The sequence below is a fragment of the Streptacidiphilus rugosus AM-16 genome, assembly GCF_000744655.1.
In the GTDB taxonomy this organism is placed as follows: Bacteria; Actinomycetota; Actinomycetes; order Streptomycetales; family Streptomycetaceae; genus Streptacidiphilus; species Streptacidiphilus rugosus.
The window spans coordinates 1295645-1309118 of sequence record NZ_JQMJ01000004.1 but is presented as its reverse complement, the minus strand read 5'-3'; the positions used below and the strand labels follow the sequence as shown (position 1 = coordinate 1309118).

Below are 13474 nucleotides of genomic sequence, written 5' to 3'. Positions count from 1 at the left end.
TCGGAGGCATCGGCGGCGTCGGGCCATGCGTTCCTGTATCTCGCGAGTCTATACGAACGGGTGCACGGCGTGACTCTTCTACTACTGTCCGTGCATGGTCGCAAGGGAGATTTCGGGCGGTTCGTGTACCCGGCCCCCTATTGGCACATGCCGTTTTCGCGCGTTCTGCCGGACTGTCGATCACGCCTTCGGGGAAGGCTCCCTCTACCGCCGACCGAGGGAGGGGCACCCCATGGGGGAGAAGGTGGCCGCCGGCAGTGCGGACCTGGCGGACCGTCAACTCTACCGCCGCAAGCTGCGACAGTGCGTGGAAGCGCTCGAGCAGCTGCTCGCCGGGGACCGCTTCGACCGGGCCCGCGCGATGATGGGACTGGAGATCGAACTCAACCTCGCCGACGACACGGGGCTGCCGGTCATGCGGAACGAGGAGGTCCTCGAGTCGATCGCCAGCGGGGACTTCCAGACCGAGCTGGGCCAGTTCAACATCGAGGTCAACATCGCCCCGCACCGGCTCGGCGGCCGGGTCTTCGAGGAACTGCGCGAGGAGCTGGTGGTCGGCCTCGGCTACGCCGACCGCAGGGCGCAGCGCGCGGGCGCGCGGATCGTCACGGTCGGCATCCTGCCGACGCTCACGCTGGACCACGCGGTGCTGGACAACATCTCCCGCGGGGACCGATACCGCCTGCTCAACGACCGGATACTCGCCGCCCGCGGGGAGGACATCAGCCTGGACATCCAGGGGGTCGAACGGCTGCGCGCCGACTCGGTCTCCATCGTCGCCGAGGCCGCCTGCACCTCCCTGCAGCTGCATCTGCAGGTGACGCCGCGCCGTTTCGCGGGGGTCTGGAACGCGGCGCAGGCGATGACCGGCGCACAGCTTGCGATGGGGGCCAACGCTCCGTTCCTGTTCGGTCGTGAGCTGTGGCGGGAGACGCGGCCCGTACTGTTCGAGCAAGCGTGCGACACCCGTCCGGACGAGCTGAAGGCGCAGGGGGTCCGGCCGATCACCTGGTTCGGCGAGCGCTGGGTCGACTCCGTCGTGGACCTCTTCGAGGAGAACCTGCGGTACTTCCCCTCGCTGCTGCCGATCTGCGACGAGGAGGACCCGCAGAAGACCCTCGCGGCCGGGGGCGTCCCCGCGCTGCGGGAGCTGCGCCTGCACAACGGCACCATCTACCGCTGGAACCGGCCCGTCTACGACATCGCCGACGGCGTCCCGCACCTGCGCGTCGAGAACCGGGCGCTGCCGGCCGGGCCCACGGTCGTCGACACCCTCGCCAACGCCGCCTTCTACTACGGCCTGGTCCGCTCGCTCGCCGACCAGCCGCGCCCGGTCTGGCAGCGGCTGCCGTTCGAGCTGGCGACGGAGAACTTCCACACCGCGGCGCGGCTGGGCATCGACGCCGAGCTGTGGTGGCCCCGCGGCGGCGGCCGACGCGGCAGCGGCCTCGCCCGCGTACCCGCGCGCGACCTGGTCCGCGACGAGCTGCTGCCGCTGGCCGCCAAGGGTCTGGACGCCTGGGGCGTGGAGGCGGTCGACCGGGACCACTACCTCGGCGTCATCGAGGGCCGGTGCCGCACCGGGATCAACGGCGCGGCATGGCAGACCACGGTCTTCCACGACTGCGTGGACCGGCACGGTCTGGACCGCGGCCCGGCGCTGCTGGCGATGACACGCCGCTACATGGAGCTGATGCGCTCCGGAGAACCGGTCCACACCTGGCCCCTGCACTGAGGCCCGGTCCCAGACCGGTCGGACGGGGACGCCGACCGCCGCCGGCGCCCGGCCGAGGCGCGCTGCGCGCATCCCGCGGGCGCGGCCCGGCCGATCTCCACGATCGGTCCCGGCCGGCCGTCGGCCGCCCGGAACCGGCGCGTCGGGGGCACGTCACGGGCGCGGATCAACTCCCAGGCTGCTGTGCGATGATCGGGCGAACCGCCAGAGCAGCCGCCGACGTCGTCGGCGCTGCGGTCAGAGCAACCCGCCGGAGTCGCCCCCGTGAGCAGCACCGAGACGCTTCCCGCGCCGATCCGCCTCACGCGGCGACTGCTGGGCCAGGAGCTGATCCTGGTTCTCGCCCTCTCGCTCGGCGCGAGCGGAGTCTCCGCGTTCATCGACTTCGTCGGGTCCCTCACCGCCCCCGTCTCGCTCAAGGCGCAGCACGCGACCCTCAACGGCTCCATCACCCCGGGCCGCCCGTGGCTGGATCTGACCTGGCACCTGTTCAACATCGCCTCGGCCCTGGTGCCGGTCGTGCTCGTGGCCTACCTGCTGGTGCGCGAGGGCTCCTCGATCCGGGCGCTCGGCTTCGACCTGACCCAGCGCTGGCGCGACCTCGGCAGGGGCGTCCTCGTCGCCGCCGTGATCGGCGGCTCCGGGCTGCTGCTGTACCTCGGCGCGCGGGCTTCGGGGGCGAACCTCACGGTCGTGCCGAGCGCGCTGCCGGACGTGTGGTGGCGGATCCCGGTGCTCATCCTCTCCGCCGCGCAGAACGCGGTGGTCGAGGAGGTCATCGTCGTCGGCTACATGCTGCGCCGGCTGGGTCAGATGGGCTGGTCCTGGCCCGCGACCGTCGCGGCGAGCGCGCTGCTGCGCGGGTCCTACCACCTGTACCAGGGGGTCGGCGGCTTCGTCGGCAACGTGATCATGGGTGTGATCTTCTGCTGGCTCTACTCGCGCTGGCGACGGGTCGCCCCACTGGCGATCGCGCACACGCTGATCGACACGGTCGCCTTCGTCGGCTACGTGCTGCTGGCCGGCCACGTCAGCTGGCTGCCGACCTGACCGTCACCGCGACGGGGGCGCCGCCGCGGCCGTCAACGTGCCGTCCCAGACGGTGACCGCGCGGCCGCTGAGGAGCACCCGGTCGCCCCGCAGGCCCACCCGGACGCTGCCGCCGCGCGGGGAGACCTGGCGGCCGGTCAGCTCCTTCCTGCCCAGGCGTTCCGCCCAGAGCGGCGCGAGAGCGGTGTGGGCGCTGCCGGTCACCGGATCCTCGCCGACGTCCACGCCGACGCCGAACCAGCGGGAGACGAAGTCGTAGCCTGACTCCTCCGGGGCGGCCGCCGGAGCGGTGACGACGACCCCGCGCGCCACGGCGGCCCCCATAGCGGCCAGCCGGGTGTGGTCGGGGACGAGTTCCCGTACCGCCGCCTCGTCCGCGAGCTCGACCACCAGGTCGCCGAGCGCGCCGGTGGCCCGAACGTCCTTCCAGTCGCCGGTACCGAGCGCCGCCGCGAGTCCGGCGGGCGCGACCGCAGGGGTCGGCAGGTTGACGGGGAAGTCGAGCGTGATCATCCCGTCCGGGGCGACCTCCGCCCGCAGGATCCCGCTGTTCGACTCGAACACGAGCTGCCCGCCGTCGGGGACCAGGCCGTCACTCAGCAGCGCGTGCGTCGTGGCCAGCGTGGCGTGCCCGCAGAGGTCCACCTCCACGGCGGGCGTGAGCCAGCGCAGCGCCCACCGCCCGTTCTCCAGCGGCCGGGCGAACGCCGTCTCGGACAGGTTCATCTCGGCGGCCAGCCCCCGCATCCACGCCCCGTCCGGCCACGGCCCGGCGGGCAGCAGGCAGACCGCGGCGGGGTTGCCGGCGAAGGGGACGTCGGTGAACGCGTCGATCACTCGGATTCGCATACCCGCAGCGTAGTTCGCCGCGCCGACCGCGCCGGCGGCGCTTCAGCCGCCACCGCCACCCTGGTACGGCTCCGACGGCGCCGCCTTGCACTTGGCGTCGCACGGCGTGAACTCGATCAGGAGCATGACCCCGCCGATCAGCAGCGCGAACATCAGCACCACCCCGAGCACCATCCCCGCGCAGCACCCCCAACTGTCCCGCGCCCGGGGCCCCGTCCGTGCCGTCCGCGCCATGGTGTCCCCCCACCCCTGTCGTGACCTCGCCCCAGCATGGCCGCGCCCGCCGGGGACGGGAAGTACGCCTTCCTGCCCAGCCCCGGGCCGGTCATCGGCCGTGGTCGCCCGAGGGCGTCAGGCCGGACGACGGGCGGAGATCCAGTTGGCGGCGCGACGTCCCAGGCGCTGGCCAGGGAGCTCGATCAGTCGATGGGCCGCGTAGGACGAGGCGAGCAGGATCGCCAGGAAGAGCGCCGTGTAGGTGAGGTGCTGGACCGGACCGTGGACCGTGAACCCGTGTCGGCGGCGGATCCACTCCAGGCAGACGAACGCCGGAACATGGAGCAGGTAGCAGGCGTAGCTGATCGCGCCGAGCCAGCTCAGGACGCGCGGGATGCGGCGGTGCCGGACCAGCAGGCCGAGGCCGAAGAGCAGCCACGCGCCGATGATCGCGGTGCACCAGCTGGTGACCGTCTCGGTCCAGGTGAAGCGGAGGTAGCGGCCGTCGTACAGGAGTCCGGAGACCAGCCCCGCCGTCAGGACGAGCGCGGAGGAGAGGACGCCGTGCCACCGCTTGATCTGCCCGTGCTCGGCGCGGTAGATGGCCGTTCCGGCGAACATCGTCGCCAGGATCATCATCGACTCGAACGGGACGATGCCGCTGTTCACCAGGACCAGCACGAGCGCGAGGGCGCTCAGGGTCAGCACGCCCGTGCGGCGCAGGCCGCGACCGCCGAGGATGACCAGGCCCATCGCCAGGACCACGATCACGTCGGTCGCCACCACGGTCCGCGCCGTCGCCGTCGGGCCGTGGCTGAGCAGACCCATCGGCAGCGCGGCCCCCGCGACCACCGCGAGCGTTCCGAAGCCGACCGCGACGGGCGCGCTGCGCCGGTGCCAGCCGAGCGCGAAGAGCCCAGAGACGAGGAAGTAGAAAGCCATCTCGTAGGCGAGCGTCCACGACACCCGCATCGTGTTGCCCACCCCGAGCAGTTCCGCGAGCAGCGGGCCGTTCGCGCCGGCCAGCAGCCACGGCTGGGTGTGCCACTGGCCGCTCACCGCGCCCACCTTGACCGGCAGACAGAGGGCGCCGACCACGACCACGGCCGTGATCAGCGGATAGATGCGGAAGTACCGCCCGATCCAGAAGCCGCGCAGATCGCCTTTCCGCTCCAGCGAGGCCGGCACGATGTACCCGCTCACCAGGAAGAAGAGGAAGACCCCGCATATCCCCGCGTCGAAGACGGCGTGCGTCTGACGGTAGAGCGGGGGCAGCAGCGTGGAACCGGTGTGCTGGAAGACCACCAGGAGAGCGGCGATGCCACGAAGCGCGTCGAGCCACCCCAATCGCGCGGCGGCCTTCGGCGCCGGCGCGCCGTCGAGGACCGGAGCTGCCGGTTCGGGACGAGGTTCGATCGTTCGGACGTCAATCACCCGGGGAGACTACGGTCAAAGCCGCACAAGGCCAAGGTGAGAGGTCACACCGTAGTCATACGAGCGTCTTGCGAATGATAGGTGGAGATGCCTGGATTATCCTTCTATATCGGGGCATGAGGGCCGCTGCCCGACGGCGTGAGCGCAGGGGCGCCCACACGGGCCGGCCCCTCGTCGGTGCGGTCGCGGACCCGCTGGCGGAGCGTCACACCTGGCTGACGGGGCGCCGTCGGCCAGGGCAGGTCCTGACGGAGGAACACGCGGGGCGGCGCGTCGCCGCACCGGGGGTGTCGGTGCCTGGTCCTAGGATCCGCGTCATGCGGGAGTACTTCACGGTGGGCGGGCGGAAGCTGTCGTTTCTGGACTTCGGCGGTCCGGGAGAGCCGCTGCTGGCTCTGCACGGGCACTACAACGAGGCGGCGGCGTTCGCGCCGCTCGCCGGGGCGCTGGCGCCCCGGTGGCGGGTCGTCGCGCTCGATCAGCGCGGCCATGGTGAATCCGATCGAGCCGACAGCTACGAGCGGGAGGACTACGTCGCCGACCTCGTCGCCTTCCACCGGCACTTGGGGGTCGGAGCGGTGCCGGTGCTGGGGCATTCGCTGGGCGGGGTGAACGCCTACCAGTTCGCCGCCCGTCATCCGGACCGTGTCAGCGCGCTGGTCGTGGAGGAGATCGGGGCGGTCGTCGACTGCGACTGGTCGTTCACCACGCGCCTGCCCGCGTCCGCCCCGTCCCGGGAGGCGCTGGTCGCGGCGCTGGGCCGGACCGCGCCGTATCTGGAGTGCGCGTTCCGGCAGACCGACGCGGGGTGGGGGTTCTCCTTCGGGCTCGACGACACGGTGCGGTCCCAGAAGGCGCTCAACGGCGATCACCGGGGGGACTGGACGGCGGTCTCCTGCCCCACCCTGCTCGTTCGCGGCACCCTGAGTGACGAGTTGACGGCCGATCAGGCCCGCGCGATGGTGTCCCGGCCCGGGCTGCGGGCCCGGCTGGTCGAGCTCGCGGCCGGCCACGTCGTGCACCACGACGCTCCGGAGCGGTTCGCCGCCGAGGTCGCGGCGTTTCTGGCAGAGCCCGCGAGCCGGGCCGCGGTCTCACCGGCGTGAGCGGAGACGGTCCCCCGGACTGCGGGCACGCCGGCTGGTGCGGCGCACGGCTCGCGAGGCCGTTCCTCCCGAGCAGTGCGCCCGGTGCCGTGGGTCGGGGCGGTCCGGGCTGCTGGGCCGGGGCCACGGGATAGGGTGACGGGGTGACTCCATCCTCCGCCGCCTCCGCCTCCTCCGCGGGGGGACCCGCTTCGCCGCGGGGCGGCTCGTTGCGCAGCGAGTACCGGGAGCTGACCCGCAAGCGCCTGCTCGACGCGGTGCGCGAGGTGCTGGAGGAGACCGACTACGCGGCCGCGACCGTCGACGAGATCGTCCGGCGCGCCGGGACCAGCCGGGCCACCTTCTACATCCACTTCCGCTCCAAGGCGGAGGCCGCCGCCGCGCTGCTGGACCGGGTCACCCCGTCCGACCGCGGGATCTACGCGACGCTCCCGAAGGCCCTGACCTCGCCCGCAAGCCTGCGTCGCTGGCTGGCGGCGTCCCTGGCCTGGTACGAGTCGCACGCCCGGCTGCTGGCCGCGCTCAACGAGGCGATGGCTGTCGAGGGCACCGTCGCCCGCGGCCGGTCGGCGGCAGTCGAGCGGCTGGTCGACGCGGTCCCCGACTACCTCGCCCGCACCGGTGACCCGGTCCGCGCGCGGATCCGGCTCCAACTCCTGCTGCGGCAGTTCCACCAGGTGGCGATGGACACCGTCGTGCAGGACGGTTGGCGGCCCGACCGGGAGATCCTGCTCGACGAGATGACGGCGGGCTGGTGGGCCGTCCTGGGCGGCGGCGAGTCCGCCGCCGAACCTGACGCCGACGGAACCTGACGCCGCGACAACCCGACGCGTCCGGGCCCGGCGCCCCGGAACCTGACGCCACCGGCCGCACCGCGGCGACCTGACCGACCGCGCGCGTCGCCGTTCGGGCCGTCCGGGCCGGCAGGCGTCCGTTCAGGGCACGGCGACGGGGACCGGGTCGCGGGCGGCGGTCCGCGCCGCTGGTCCCGCCTACGGACGGTCGCGGCTGGGGCGGGTGAGTGGAGCGCGGCCCGTCCGCGGTTGGCCGGGGGAGTTCGGACAAAAGGCAGCGCGGCCCGCGCCGGGCGCGCCGACGCCGGGCCGGCCCGCAGGCTGACCCGGCGTCACGTTCCCTCAGTCCGAGCCCACCCCCGTGAGGATCCGCAGCTCCGCCGCCTCCTGGTCGACCTCCGCCACCCCGCGCGCGGCGTCCCGGCGGTGGCCGTGACGGCTGCCGGCCCAGCCGAGCAGGAACGAGACCGGCACCGAGACGAGGCCGACGCTCTGCAGCGGCGACCAGGCGAAGTCCAGGCCGGGGAAGAGCGTCCCCGGCTGCCCGGAAACGGTCGGCGAGATCAGCTGGAGGCCGATCGTCAGCGCCGTGCCGCCGTAGACGGACCAGAGCAGCCCGGTCCGGTGGTAGCCCTTCCAGAACAGGCTGTGCACCAGCGCGGGCAGCACCGCCGCAGCGGCGATCGTGACCGCGAGCATGGAGAGGAACTGCACGTTGTAGCCCTGAGCCAGCGCCGAGAGCGCGATGCCGACGCCCCCGAAGAGCACCGCCGCCCAGCGCACCGTGCGGACCTCCTTCGCCTGCGGCAGCGCGCCCCGCCGCACCGCGTAGGCGTGCACGTCGTGGGCGAGCGTGGCCGCCGCCGTCAGAGTGATGCCGGCGACCACCGCCAGCACCGTCACGAAGACCGTGCAGGCCACGGCCGTCAGCAGCGCCATGCCGGCGGTCGTCCCCGGGCCGCCGGCCAGGTTGCTCGCCAGCAGCAGAAGGGCGGACTGCCCGTTCGGCGTCACGCCGGAGATGAGCCCCGCCCCGACCACCGCCGCCGCGCCGATGCCGAGCACGGCCAGGCAGAGGCTGTAGATGCTGACCAGTCCGAACGCGAAGCGGGTGGAGCGGCGTGCCGTCGCCCCGTCCGCCATGGCGCTCACTCGCATGATCATGTGCGGCATGCAGGCCGCGCCCAGCACCACGGTCAGGTGCATTCCGGCGACGTTCCACGGACCGCTCGCCGAGACGCCGAGCTGCGAGGCCGAGCGGAGGTAGCTGGCCGGGTGGCCGCTGCCGTGCGCGGCCGCGCTCAGCAGCTCGTCCGGGCTCCAGTGGAAGCGCGCCATCACGCAGACGGTGGTGACCGCGAGCGTCCCGGTGACCAGCACGACCTTGGCGATCTGCATCAGACTCGTGCCGCGCATGCCGCCCGCCACCGTGTAGGCGACCATCAGCGTGCCGATCAGCACGATGCACGCCTGCTGGGCGGACGCGCTGGTCATGCCCAGCAGCATGGCGGTCGCCGCCCCTGCGCCGGTGAGCTGGACGATCAGGAACGGCAGCGAGACGGCGAGCGTCACCACCGCCGCGGCGATCCGCGGTGCGCTGCCGGGGGAGCGCAGCGCGAAGACGTCGCCGAGGGTGTAGCGGCCGGCATTGCGCAGCGGACGGGCCAGCACGAGGAGGGTGCTCAGTGCGAGCGCGGTGCTCATGTCGAGCAGGATGCCGTCGTAGCCGGAGAGCGCGATGATCCCGGTGGTGCCGAGCAGGGTCGCGGCGGAGATGTAGTCGCCGGAGAGCGCGAGCCCGTTCTGGAACGGCGTCAGCGTGCGGTTGGCGGTGTAGAAGTCGGCGACCTCGTCCCGGTCCGGGCCGACCAGCACGCAGAGCAGCAGCGCGACGCCGACGAAGGCGAGGAAGGCGATCAGCACCGGTGCGTGCGTGCCGTGGTCGAGGACGGGCATCGGTGCGGCGGGCGTCGCGGCCGCGGCCGCGATCAGGGCGGGCGTCACCACTCGCTCCGTCCGCCGCCGGTGCCCCACTGCTGCGCCTGGGACGGCGACTGCTGCGGAGTCCACGCGCTCGCCGAAGCGGCCGCGGTCTCCCGCTCCGCCACGCTCGCCCGGATCGCCTCAGCCTCCGGATCGCAACCGCGCGCGAGGCGTCGGTCGTAGAGGACGGACGTGCACAGCGTCAGCAGCCCGAGTCCGGTGCAGAGCACGAACCCGAGATTGACCTCCCCCACCACACTCGCCGCGAGCACCCCGGGCGCGGCTGCGGCCAACCCCACGAGCAGGACGAAACCGGCGGCGTTGACGACCACCAGCCGCTGATCGATCCGTCCGATCTTCCTCCGCAGTGCCTTGACCCGCAGGGCCTCGCCCTGCCGGGCGGGCCGGGACTGCGGGGACGGCCGGGACGGCGAGGGCTCTCGCCGGAAGCTCGGGGGCGGCGGATCTCCGGTGCCGTATGTGGGGTGCATCGATGGTTCCTCTGGTTCCTCGGGGTGGCGAGAAGCGCGGACCGCCCGGTGCCTCACGCGAGTGAGGTCCGGGTGGTCGGAGTTCGGGAGTGGCGTCAGCGTAGCCAGCCATCCGGCTATTGACTAGACATGTGTCTAGTGAAGAGACGCCGTTTCGCATGCTGGAGCGCCGCGCCGCCGCGCCGCTGAGCTGCGGCCGGCTCCTGGGCCGTGTCGGCGGTGCCGCGTCCGGGCAGCGTGCATAGGGTGACCGCAAGCGGGCGTGAGGCATGAGGAGACAGCACTGATGGCACGAACCATCGCAACCACCACGAAGGTCGAGCGGGACGGCCTGCTGGACTTCGTCCGCCCACGCCACCGGATGATCCTGATCACCCGCCGCGCCGACGGCTCGCCTCAGGCGTCCCCGGTGGCCGGCGGCGTCGACGACGCGGGCCGGATCGTGATCACCAGCTACCCCGAGCGCGCCAAGACCCGCAACGCGCGCCTCCGCCCCGAGGTCAGCGTCCTGGTGCTGTCCGACGAGTGGGACGGACCGTGGGTCCAGGTCGACGGCGACGCCGCCGTGCTCGAAGCCGCCGACGGCCCGTCCGCGCTGGACGCCTTCGTCGAGTACTTCCGCAACATCTCCGGCGAACACCCCGACTGGGCCGAGTACCGCGCCGCCATGATCACCCAGGGCAAAGCCCTGCTCCGCATCACCCCCACCCACTGGAGCCCCATCGCCACCGGCGGCTTCCCCGCCCGCCTGGCGTGACCACCGCCCGGTCGGCACCGCCGTGCTGGGCTACCGTGTGCCCGATGGGCAGTCAGGACACCAGCCACGCGGCTCGCGCCGTAACGGTTCGTTGCCGGAACCACGACGAGGTCCAGGTGCGATTGTGCGACCCGTTTCGGCCTGACGAGGACCGGGTGCAGTACGCCGTCGAAGCGCACGCACCAGGGTTGGTCGTTCGTGTCGATCAGGTGGTCGCCTGGGATCGCGGCGCCGATCTGGTGCCGTTCCTCGAGGGCTTGGCGTCGGACTTCCGGGGCTGGGACGGCCGCAGGGAGTGGCAGACGAATGACGGTGATCTTGCTGTCGGCGCGGTCTTCCGATCAGGCGGCCACGTCGGGCTGACCTGGACCCTTCACCCGTGGAGAAGGGCGGCCGGCGGCTGGAAGGCGTCCGTCACGACCTGGCTCGAGGCAGGCGAGCAGATGTCCGCTCTCGCCGCAGAGGCCCGACACTTCTTCGCACGGGGAGACGGCGATCGTGACTGATCTCCCGCTCACCCTCGCTGGGCTCTCACCGACCGAAGCAGGTTGCCACCAGCGCCCCCAGCCCTTCGGGCATCTCCGGCGAGTCCCGCCACTCGTCGGCGACCACCAGCAGTGAGCCCCAGGCATCACGCGCAGCCTCGCTCGGTTGTCCGGAGTGGACGGCGTCCAGCACTCGGCGGCTGAGCATGTTGACCACCATGTAGAGGGCTCGCCCCGCGTGCCGGGCGTCCGCCAGAGCCGTGGGATCGGGATGCGGCGGCTCGCCGTTGAGTTGGAGTGCGATGGCAGCGGTTGTGCGAGCCCGCTCGAGGACGAAGTTCCGCAGTTCGGCCAGTTGCTGACGAGTCGGCAGCGGCGATGGAGCGGCAGGCCCAGGCATGAGCGAACCCTATCCGTCGGCCGCTGCCGCGTCGTCGGTCAGGCCGTCTCATCAGCAGGCTGATGCGGGGGCGGCTTGGCGGGGCCGTCATCCGACGTGGCCGCCCGGCGGACAGGGCAGGATCTCGTATGCCCACTCGGCGGCCGCGGCCGACAAGGCCTGGGCCGTCAGTCGGCAGGAGACCACGAACGGATCGCCCGAGCGGGTCCGACGTCGCCAGGGGGAGAGAACTCCAAGTCCAGGCTGATGCGCAGTTCGGCCGCACCCGGTTCGATCCTTGTGAAAGCGAAGGCCACATTGGGTTCGGTGAAGTCCAGTCGGCCACTGCTGCCGTCGAGTTCGGCACCCGAGCTCCAGGCCGTCGCCTGGCCGAGCCATCGCGCCAAGTCGACGGCGTCGTCGGCAGTCAAAGCCGGCCGGCGGAAGGACCGCATCGCCTCCGGGCAGTGGGCGGCCCCCTTCGCGACGAGCCGGCTCCGCCGCTGTCGCGGGTCGGCCGCACCAGGGAACTGGTAGTCCACGATCCCCGGTTCGAGACCCGGCCCATTGCCACCGATCCGCTTCATCGACCGAGCATTACATGCTGGGGTCGGCCCATCACCTGGATTGATTCATGTCCTCACCCTGCAGCGGGAGAGCGCTCAGGGCGGCTTCGCCGCCTGCCTGACCTGCACCGTCCGCCGTGCTTGCCCTGCTGACCATCCCCATGCGGCGGAGTCCGCCAGACGCCTCCCGTCGGTTCCGGCGGTGGTCCGCTTCACGGCGCGAACGGCGGACCGCCGGGTTCGATGCCATCCGATTCCCGCGTGAGGGCGCGGGTCGACGCCCTTCCCCACGGAGGGGGCTTGTCGAACGACAGTTACCGATATATCGTTGATGCATCGAGACAGTCTTTGACTGTCGTCGAGATCATTCATTCATCACGTTTCACTTCGCAGAAGGAGATCGATCATGCGATCCCGACACCACTTCGATCAGAGGAATGACCGCAGGAACAACCCCGGCCGCCCGGCCTTCGGTGAGTTCGGGCCGCCCGGATTCGGTGGGCCCGGTGGGCCCGGGGGGCCGTTCGGGCCCGGGTTCGGGCCGTTCGGGCCGCGGGGGCGCGGCGGCGGGGGAGGGCGTGGCCGGCATGGAGGGCGGGCGCGGCGCGGGGACGTGCGCGCGTCGCTGCTCGCGCTGCTCAAGGAGCGGCCGATGCACGGCTACGAGATGATCCGCGAGATCGCCGAGCGCTCCGGGGGGAGCTGGCGGCCGAGCCCCGGCTCGGTCTACCCGACGCTGCAGATGCTCGACGAGGAAGGCCTCATCGCCAGTGAGGAGAGCGGCGGCAAGAAGCTGTTCAGTCTCACCGACGCCGGCCGCACCGAGGCCGAGCAGGGGCCGGACGCCCCGTGGGAGGAGGCCGCGCAGGGCGAGCACTGGGAGGTCGTGCGCGAGTTCGGCCGGGCCGGCGGCGCGGTCAAGGACGCGGTGCGGCAGGTCATGATGACCGGCACGCCCGAGCAGCGGGCGAAGGCGCTGGCCGTGCTGGCCGACGCGCGCAAGCGGCTCTACCTCATCCTGGCCGACGCGGACACGGAGGCTGCTCCGGAGGACCGGAGCTGACCCGTGCGGCCGTCGGCGGCCGGGACAGCAGGCGGTCCACGTGGCCGCGGCGCAGGCCCTGGCCGGGTTCGACCGGCAGCAGCAGGACGTCGCTGCGGTCCGCGTAGCGGCGCAGCAGGCGGGGCGGGATCAGGTCGTCCACCCAGGCGAACGGCCGCCCCGCCGCGTGCCGCACGATCGGCGCGAAGTCCCCGTCGGCCGAGCCGGCCGCGGCGCCGCAGGCCACCCACGGCAGTTCGGGAAGCCCGAGCAGCGGTGCGATGCACCGGTTCGCCCAGGCCTCCCAGGTGCTCGCCCAGGCCAGCTCGTACACCTGGGCCAGCTCCCGCAACCACTCCCCGTGCGACGCGCTCAGCGGCACCTCGCTGCGGAGCAGCCGATGCCGGGTGTAACCGCTGCCCGGCCGCGGGCAGACGGGGTTGAGCACGCCGTCGACGTCCAGGTAGAGCAGCGGCTTGGCGGCGGGGGGAGTCGTAGGGGGAGGGGGAATCAGAACAGCACTCCTGGTGGGCTGCGTGCGGGGCCTACGGTCTGTTCGACGGCCGGACCACGGGTGTGGTTGCAGC

15 protein-coding genes are annotated in these 13474 nt (G+C 72.5%); 7 read left to right on the top strand and 8 right to left on the bottom strand.

Annotation, left to right across the window (positions count from 1 at the left end; translation table 11 throughout):
* Nucleotides 1–232 precede the first annotated feature (232 nt).
* Together BS83_RS15080 and BS83_RS15075 are read left to right on the top strand one after the other, a co-directional pair.
* Nucleotides 233–1735 carry a glutamate--cysteine ligase family protein gene (locus BS83_RS15080; RefSeq protein WP_037604353.1) on the top strand — a complete coding sequence of 501 codons (1503 nt, stop codon included), beginning with the start codon at nt 233–235 and terminating at the stop codon, nt 1733–1735.
* 264 nt (nt 1736–1999) lie between these two features.
* On the top strand, nt 2000–2785 hold the full coding sequence (locus tag BS83_RS15075) for a CPBP family intramembrane glutamic endopeptidase (protein ID WP_037604352.1): 786 nt from the start codon (nt 2000–2002) through the stop codon (nt 2783–2785).
* Nucleotides 2786–2788: 3 nt separating this feature from the next.
* Here BS83_RS15075 and BS83_RS15070 read toward each other — a convergent pair whose 3' ends face one another.
* The 3 genes from BS83_RS15070 to BS83_RS15065 form a co-directional block, all read right to left on the bottom strand.
* On the bottom strand, nt 2789–3634 hold the full coding sequence (locus BS83_RS15070; RefSeq protein ID WP_037604350.1) for a PhzF family phenazine biosynthesis protein: 846 nt from the start codon (nt 3632–3634) through the stop codon (nt 2789–2791).
* A gap of 42 nt (nt 3635–3676) precedes the next feature.
* The gene (locus BS83_RS48325) at nt 3677–3808 is read right to left on the bottom strand and encodes a hypothetical protein (protein WP_269664855.1); all 132 of its coding nucleotides are present in this window, start codon (nt 3806–3808) and stop codon (nt 3677–3679) included.
* 177 nt (nt 3809–3985) lie between these two features.
* Nucleotides 3986–5284, bottom strand: a complete 1299-nt coding sequence (locus BS83_RS15065; RefSeq protein ID WP_084713514.1) for an acyltransferase family protein — start codon at nt 5282–5284, stop codon at nt 3986–3988.
* 317 nt (nt 5285–5601) lie between these two features.
* Here BS83_RS15065 and BS83_RS15060 point away from each other — a divergent pair, with 317 nt between their 5' ends.
* Nucleotides 5602–6390, top strand: coding sequence for an alpha/beta fold hydrolase (locus BS83_RS15060; protein ID WP_037604348.1), 789 nt, complete (start codon nt 5602–5604; stop codon nt 6388–6390).
* Between the two features lie 143 nt (nt 6391–6533).
* Nucleotides 6534–7202, top strand: a complete 669-nt coding sequence (locus tag BS83_RS15055) for a TetR/AcrR family transcriptional regulator (RefSeq protein ID WP_084713512.1) — start codon at nt 6534–6536, stop codon at nt 7200–7202.
* Between the two features lie 324 nt (nt 7203–7526).
* On the opposite strand, the gene BS83_RS15050 is transcribed toward BS83_RS15055, so the two are convergent.
* Nucleotides 7527–9188, bottom strand: coding sequence for a sodium/solute symporter (locus BS83_RS15050; RefSeq protein ID WP_051943077.1), 1662 nt, complete (start codon nt 9186–9188; stop codon nt 7527–7529).
* Nucleotides 9185–9658, bottom strand: coding sequence for a DUF485 domain-containing protein (locus BS83_RS15045; protein WP_037604346.1), 474 nt, complete (start codon nt 9656–9658; stop codon nt 9185–9187). The genes BS83_RS15050 and BS83_RS15045 overlap by 4 nt, the downstream gene beginning before the upstream one ends.
* Before the next feature lie 286 nt (nt 9659–9944).
* Here BS83_RS15045 and BS83_RS15040 point away from each other — a divergent pair, with 286 nt between their 5' ends.
* Nucleotides 9945–10415 (top strand): PPOX class F420-dependent oxidoreductase, encoded by a 471-nt coding sequence (locus BS83_RS15040; RefSeq protein ID WP_037604345.1) that lies wholly within the window; start codon nt 9945–9947, stop codon nt 10413–10415.
* Nucleotides 10416–10459: 44 nt separating this feature from the next.
* Nucleotides 10460–10921, top strand: coding sequence for a DUF6228 family protein (locus BS83_RS15035; RefSeq protein ID WP_037604343.1), 462 nt, complete (start codon nt 10460–10462; stop codon nt 10919–10921).
* A gap of 25 nt (nt 10922–10946) precedes the next feature.
* Here BS83_RS15035 and BS83_RS45435 read toward each other — a convergent pair whose 3' ends face one another.
* Both BS83_RS45435 and BS83_RS15030 read right to left on the bottom strand, forming a co-directional pair.
* A complete protein-coding gene (locus tag BS83_RS45435; RefSeq protein ID WP_157597188.1) occupies nt 10947–11300 on the bottom strand; it encodes a hypothetical protein in 354 nt (117 codons plus the stop codon).
* Nucleotides 11301–11467: 167 nt separating this feature from the next.
* Nucleotides 11468–11866 (bottom strand): WapI family immunity protein, encoded by a 399-nt coding sequence (locus tag BS83_RS15030; RefSeq protein WP_037604342.1) that lies wholly within the window; start codon nt 11864–11866, stop codon nt 11468–11470.
* 385 nt (nt 11867–12251) lie between these two features.
* Here BS83_RS15030 and BS83_RS15025 point away from each other — a divergent pair, with 385 nt between their 5' ends.
* A complete protein-coding gene (locus tag BS83_RS15025; RefSeq protein WP_084713510.1) occupies nt 12252–12908 on the top strand; it encodes a PadR family transcriptional regulator in 657 nt (218 codons plus the stop codon).
* Here BS83_RS15025 and BS83_RS15020 read toward each other — a convergent pair.
* Nucleotides 12859–13335 (bottom strand): hypothetical protein, encoded by a 477-nt coding sequence (locus tag BS83_RS15020; protein WP_232248332.1) that lies wholly within the window; start codon nt 13333–13335, stop codon nt 12859–12861. The two genes, BS83_RS15025 and BS83_RS15020, sit on opposite strands and share 50 nt — an antisense overlap.
* Between the last annotated feature and the right edge of the window lie 139 nt (nt 13336–13474).